Here is a 6,121-nt window from a genome sequence, read left to right as displayed (position 1 = left end):
GACTCGGTCTTTGTGTTTCACCGAGGTGACGCCATCGCAGGCGAGCAGCTCCCACAGAAAACCCGTTGCCTGGGAGGATTCAAATGAGTTCAACCAAAGACCCCTGCATCAGCATCTGCAAGTTCAGCGATGACATCTGCGTCGGCTGCGGCCGTAGCAAGCGCGAGATCCGCGCCTGGAAGAAACTCGACAAGGTCGACAAACGCACGGTTNTTGCTGAAGCCTCGCTGCGCTTGATCAAACTTGGCGCCACCGGTCGGCGGAAAGGCAAGTAAGTCTCCATTCATCAGCTAGTCTCTGATGCGCGAACGCTTCCATGAGCGTATGATTCGCGACCCTTTGGCGATCCCTTTGCCAAAGTACCCAGTTTTACATCGCTTCAGGACGCTCAATTCAGGGCCGCCTGAACAGACCACACCGGGAGGTGCCCAGATGAGNATCAACGACCAGAACGACAGCCAGGAAATCGGCCCAGCAGGTGAAAAACTGCAAAAGGTGCTGGCACGTATCGGCGTCGGCTCGCGCCGTGACGTAGAAGCCTGGATCAGCCACGGCCGCATCAAGGTCAATGGCAAAGACGCCACCCTTGGGCAGCGCGTCGACCTGCACGATGCAATCACCATTGATGGCAAGGTCATCAAGCGTGAAGAGGCCGCCGAATCGGTGCGCCGCGTCATCATGTACAACAAGCCCGATGGCGAGATCTGCACCCGTGACGACCCGGAAGGCCGTCCGACCGTGTTCGACAAGATGCCTAAGCCCAAAGAAGGCCGCTGGATCAACATCGGTCGCCTGGACATCAACACCACCGGCTTGCTGATGTTCACCACTGACGGTGAACTGGCTAACCGCCTGATGCACCCTTCCTACGAGATGGACCGTGAATACGCGGTGCGTGTACGTGGCGAAGTCGATGACGAGATGATCGAGCGCTTGAAAGCCGGCGTAGTCCTTGAAGACGGCCCGGCCAAGTTCACCGACATCAAGCAGGCGCCAGGTGGCGAAGGTTTCAACCACTGGTACCACTGCGTGGTGATGGAAGGCCGTAACCGTGAAGTACGTCGCCTGTGGGAATCCCAGGGCCTGGTGGTCAGCCGCCTGAAGCGCGTGCGTTTCGGCCCGGTGTTCTTGAACTCCGACCTGCCGATGGGCCGCTGGCGCGAAATGAGCCAGTACGAAGTTGACATCCTCAGCGCTGAAGTTGGCCTGACGCCGGTCGCGATGCCGCAGATGAACGCCAAGAGCAAAGACAAGCTCGACCGCATGCAGCGTAAATCGTCGCGTCCAATGGGCAAGACCGAGCGCGTGCGTTCGTTGCGTCCAGCCATCGGTAACCAGACCGCTGCTACGCCACGTGATACTCGTGAACCGCATATCGAAGGCGAGCGTCCAGCGCGCAAACCAGCAGCACCGCGTGCTGACGGCGAGCGCGGTCCACGCACGCCGCGTCCGGCCAACGGTCGCACTGAACGTGGCGAAGGCCGTGGTGCGCCAAGCGGTGGTCGCAGTGATCGCGGTGCTCCAGCCGGTCGTGGCGAGTCTCGTGGTGAGTCGGGTCGCGGTACGCCAGTGGCAGACCGTCCTTCCGACACCAAGCGTCCGGCCAAGGCGCCGGCGAAGAAGCGCCCAGGCATAGTTCTGGTCGACAAGGATGCGCCATCGGGCAAACGCCGTGGTGCGCCGGCCGGTTCGGGCCAGCGTCCGGGCTTTGGTCGTCGCAAGCCTGAGTAATCGGTAAGCGCCGCATAAAAAACGCAAACCCTCGGTTCTTTGCCGAACAATCGGTTATATAAGAACTACCAATAGCCCTCGCTCAGAGGGCTATCGAGCAACGCGAGGCTGCGTTCGGCTGCGCAGCAGTCGTAAAACCATTCAACCACGGTGTTTCAGGTAAATCGTGCGCGCCGGTCCCTGTGGGGGCGGACTCGCTCATGAAGATATCAGTCGCATCTGCAGGAAAATGGTTGCTAAAACACAAACCGCCCATCAAACACCGGCTCATCATCCAGTGCCAATACGCCACTGGAGAAGATCAGGTCCAGATGATGGCTGCCCTTCTGGCCACCGCCCAACCCCAGGTGCAAACCGCAATGGCGCTCCTCGAAGCCTGCATTGCGCGCATACAGCNCCTTCACGCCTTCATTGGTGCCGATCCCCAACTCCTCAATGCGCCGGTTCGACGGATTAGCCTCCAGGTACTTGTTGAAATCATGTTCCAGCCCCGGCACATCCGTGGCGATCTTGTGGATGGTCGAGTTCTCGATCCATAACTCCAGCGGCGAATCCAGCACCCCGTACTTGCGGGCAAACGGAATAGTGCTGAGGAACGTCCCCATGAACTTCACCCGGCCGTTGATTGCTTCACTGTGCGTGGCAATTTCACCGGGGGCCAAATCAAAGTTGCCGATGCCGTTGATATCCGTCCACTTCTTGATGCTATGCATCGGTGTTTCAAACCATGAGCCGTGATCATCTTTGAAACTTAACGTGGTGGCATGGGACATGCGCTGGATCAAGTGGCTGTTCAACCCCGCTATGCGCTGTGGAGTGACGCTGAANGTGTCGTAGAAGTAGTCGCCGTAATCCTTGAACAGCAGGGATTTCTTCCAGTGCTCCGCCATCACACCTTGCAGCGCACGGACAAACTCCGGGCCGTCGGGGCGAGGATTAGGCAGGGTGGAAGAGTCGTAGAAGAAAATGTACAGATCGCTGTCGGCAATCGCCTGGGCCAGCTTATCTGTCGGCTCAATGTCCAGGCGCAAGGCGTTGAAACGGAAGGGCTGGCTGTCACCGGCCTGTTCGGCGATGGCGCCGGTCAGTGCCTCGTAATCAGCGGTGTGGCCGAGCAAGACCTTTGCCGGGTTGATGCCGGCAACGGCAGGGTGGTGTTCGAGGTAGTAAAGGAAATGCGAAATGGCGCGTTGCTTATCCATGTAGTCCTCCCTGACAAACCGAGAAAAAGTGGCAGGCACAACCGGCCGGATCGTGCCTGCCGGGGTGCCTTACAGAGGCCACATCGCGGTGCCAAACGGCACAACGGCATCGGCTTGCATCATTTCAACGGCGGCCTCATGGGTCGGCGCTTCAAACCAATCGTCCAGTTGCAGTTCAGTTTCCAAGTCTTTTTCAAGTGCTTGCATTGTGAATCTCCTAGATGACTTTTCGGTAAGTGCAGCGGCGCGTTTTCGGTCATTGAATAACGTGCCAACTTGCCGGTCGATGCGTCTCGGCAAGTCGCTGAAAACCTAGTCCAGAGCTTTTTAAATTGCAATAAAATAATCAAATTAGATTTATTTGCACTTTTTATTCTGTTTTTTGGGAGCGTATTTATCGATTAAAAACAAAAAACTAACTCGACCTTTTCCTTAGGAAGCTTCCTAACGTCAATTTGCAGTCGTCCTACAGATTGATCTGATTTGGAAAGTGTGCGTTACGGCTTGTAAAGAAAAGCTGACGGATTTTCGCTTCTCAGCCCTTGAATTGACGTCCACGGAAAGGGTGTAAGGAAATCCTTCCGCAAACACCTCGCTCTACCACCCTGCAAGGCTCTGGCCCGCTTGTTTCAGCGGCGCTGGAAGGGTGAGATGCGCTTCATGCCTGTCGTGCAGGTGCATAACAAGAAGGAGGCGCAATGAACGCCGTGACTCATCTCCACTTCTCCCCCGAGGGCGATTTGTTTGTCGTCCCCGTCGAAGACCCGCAAAGGTCTGACCCAGTTTTTGCAGCCGCCCGAGACCCTCGGGGCGGACACAGGCAATCCCGGCAAACGATGCGCTGATCCAGCGGTGTCTGGCAGCAGGGGGTTACAGGTGTACAATGCGCCGCGTTTTAACTGTGACCTCCTGCGCACCTGCGCAAACCTCAAGGCTATCCGCCTTGTTCACTCCGCCGCGCCACAAGCGTGTCGGGTTCGATTTCGTCACAGATAAAAACAAACAGGTGACGCATGACCGTTAGAAAGACGCTGAACTCCTTTTGCCTTCGCTGGGGTTTGATCGGCGCTGCTTGAAATCGCAACCGAGCAGCAACGTCTAACGAACATCATCAAACCTTGCGTGAGACCCTTTTCATGAGTGGACAAAACTCCTCTTCAGGCGAGCTGAAACGCGGCCTGAAAAATCGGCATATCCAGTTGATCGCCCTCGGGGGCGCCATCGGCACCGGCCTGTTCCTGGGCTCGGCCGGGGTGCTCAAATCNGCCGGCCCGTCGATGATCCTGGGCTACGCCATCTGCGGCTTCATCGCGTTCATGATCATGCGCCAGCTCGGCGAAATGATCGTCGAAGAGCCGGTGGCCGGTTCCTTCAGCCACTTCGCCCACAAATACTGGGGCGGTTTCGCCGGCTTCCTGTCGGGCTGGAACTGCTGGATNCTGTACATNCTGGTGGGCATGTCGGAGCTGACTGCGGTCGGCAAATACATCCACTACTGGGCGCCACACATTCCGACCTGGGTCTCGGCCGCCGGCTTNTTCGTGTTGATCAACCTGATTAACCTGGCCAACGTCAAAGTCTTTGGTGAGGCCGAATTCTGGTTCGCAATCATCAAGGTNGTGGCGATTGTCGGCATGATCGCGCTCGGCAGCTACCTGCTGGTCAGCGGCACTGGCGGCCCGCAAGCCTCGGTGAGTAACCTGTGGGACCACGGTGGGTTCTTCCCGCACGGTGTGGGCGGATTGGTGATGGCCATGGCGATCATCATGTTCTCGTTCGGCGGCCTGGAAATGCTCGGTTTCACCGCCGCCGAAGCCGACNAGCCGCGCACNGTGATCCCCAAAGCGATCAACCAGGTGATCTACCGGATCCTGATTTTCTACATCGGCGCGCTGGTCGTGCTGNTGTCGCTCACGCCTTGGGACAGCCTGCTGGCAAGCCTCAACGCGTCCGGCGATGCCTACAGCGGCAGCCCGTTCGTGCAGGTGTTCTCGATGCTNGGCAGCGACACCGCCGCGCACATCCTCAACTTCGTGGTGCTGACCGCGGCGCTGTCGGTGTACAACAGCGGCACNTACTGCAACAGCCGCATGCTGCTGGGCATGGCCGAGCAGGGCGATGCGCCGAAAGCNTTGGCGAAGATCGACAAGCGCGGTGTGCCGGTGCGTTCGATCCTGGCCTCGGCGGCGATCACCCTGGTGGCGGTGCTGATGAACTACCTGATCCCGCAGCATGCGCTGGAACTGCTGATGTCGCTGGTAGTGGCTACGCTGGTGATCAACTGGGCGATGATCAGCTTCTCCCACTTCAAGTTCCGCCAGCACATGAACCGCACCGGCCAAGTGCCGCTGTTCAAGGCGCTGTGGTACCCCTATGGGAACTACGTCTGCCTGGCGTTCGTGGTGTTCATTCTCGGCGTGATGCTGTTGATCCCGGGCATCCAGATCTCCGTGTATGCGATTCCGGTTTGGGTCGCGTTCATGTGGGTGTGCTACGGCATCAAGAACAAACGCAGCGCTCAGCATGCGTTGCACGCGGCAAACGCGAAGTAAGCGCAGCACGCAGAAACAACAAACCCGGCCAATGTGCCGGGTTTTTTGTTTTGAGGACTGACACAAATCCCTGTGGGAGCGTGGCTTGCCCGCGATTCAGGCACCGCGGTTCATCAGGCATACCGGGTCATCGTTCTTCGCGGGCAAGCCACGCTCCCACAGGGGCAGCATTCCTTCAGTCTATTCGCGGTATCCTGCGCGTTCTGAATACGGACGGTTTTCCATGCTGGTGATTTCCAACAACGTGCACCTACCGGATGCCGAGATCGAGTTGACGGCCATTCGCGCGCAAGGCGCCGGTGGGCAGAACGTCAACAAGGTCTCCAGCGCGATGCACCTGCGCTTCGACATTCCGGCCTCGTCCTTGCCTGAGTTCTACAAGGAGCGGCTGCTGGCGCTGCGTGACAGCCGTATCACCAGTGACGGCGTGCTGGTGCTCAAGGCCCAGCAATACCGGACTCAGGAACAGAATCGCGCGGATGCGCTGGAGCGCCTGGTGGAATTGATCCTCAGCGCCACCAAGGTCGAGAAGAAGCGCCGCCCGACCAAGCCCACCCTGGGCTCGAAAAAGCGTCGCCTGGAATCCAAGACCAAGCGCGGCAGCATCAAGGCCGGGCGCGGCAAGGTGGATTTCTA

At 58.3% G+C, this 6,121-nt stretch carries 6 protein-coding genes; 4 read left to right on the top strand and 2 right to left on the bottom strand.

Annotated elements, in window-relative coordinates; all coding sequences use genetic code 11:
• Positions 1 to 83 precede the first annotated feature (83 nt).
• Positions 84 to 275, top strand: coding sequence for a DUF1289 domain-containing protein (locus tag B7L09_RS09065; protein ID WP_094468536.1), 192 nt, complete (start codon positions 84 to 86; stop codon positions 273 to 275).
• A 157-nt stretch (positions 276 to 432) separates the two neighbouring features.
• Positions 433 to 1,731, top strand: coding sequence for a 23S rRNA pseudouridine(2605) synthase RluB (gene rluB, locus B7L09_RS09060; protein WP_094468535.1), 1,299 nt, complete (start codon positions 433 to 435; stop codon positions 1,729 to 1,731).
• A gap of 236 nt (positions 1,732 to 1,967) precedes the next feature.
• Here rluB and B7L09_RS09055 read toward each other — a convergent pair whose 3' ends face one another.
• Together B7L09_RS09055 and B7L09_RS31965 are read right to left on the bottom strand one after the other, a co-directional pair.
• Positions 1,968 to 2,933, bottom strand: a complete 966-nt coding sequence (locus B7L09_RS09055) for a M29 family metallopeptidase (RefSeq protein WP_094468534.1) — start codon at positions 2,931 to 2,933, stop codon at positions 1,968 to 1,970.
• A 69-nt stretch (positions 2,934 to 3,002) separates the two neighbouring features.
• On the bottom strand, positions 3,003 to 3,140 hold the full coding sequence (locus B7L09_RS31965) for a hypothetical protein (RefSeq protein WP_010461921.1): 138 nt from the start codon (positions 3,138 to 3,140) through the stop codon (positions 3,003 to 3,005).
• A 929-nt stretch (positions 3,141 to 4,069) separates the two neighbouring features.
• Between B7L09_RS31965 and B7L09_RS09050 the strand changes: the two genes are divergently transcribed.
• Positions 4,070 to 5,485, top strand: coding sequence for an amino acid permease (locus tag B7L09_RS09050; protein ID WP_094468533.1), 1,416 nt, complete (start codon positions 4,070 to 4,072; stop codon positions 5,483 to 5,485).
• A gap of 223 nt (positions 5,486 to 5,708) precedes the next feature.
• A partial coding sequence (arfB, locus tag B7L09_RS09045) for an alternative ribosome rescue aminoacyl-tRNA hydrolase ArfB (RefSeq protein WP_094468532.1) occupies positions 5,709 to 6,121 on the top strand: 413 nt, incomplete at its 3' end.

Source organism: Pseudomonas mandelii, from assembly GCF_002251635.1.
In the GTDB taxonomy this organism is placed as follows: Bacteria; Pseudomonadota; Gammaproteobacteria; order Pseudomonadales; family Pseudomonadaceae; genus Aquipseudomonas; species Aquipseudomonas mandelii_B.
The sequence above is the reverse complement of the archived record's forward strand: the minus strand, read 5'-3'. Positions and strand labels throughout refer to the sequence as shown.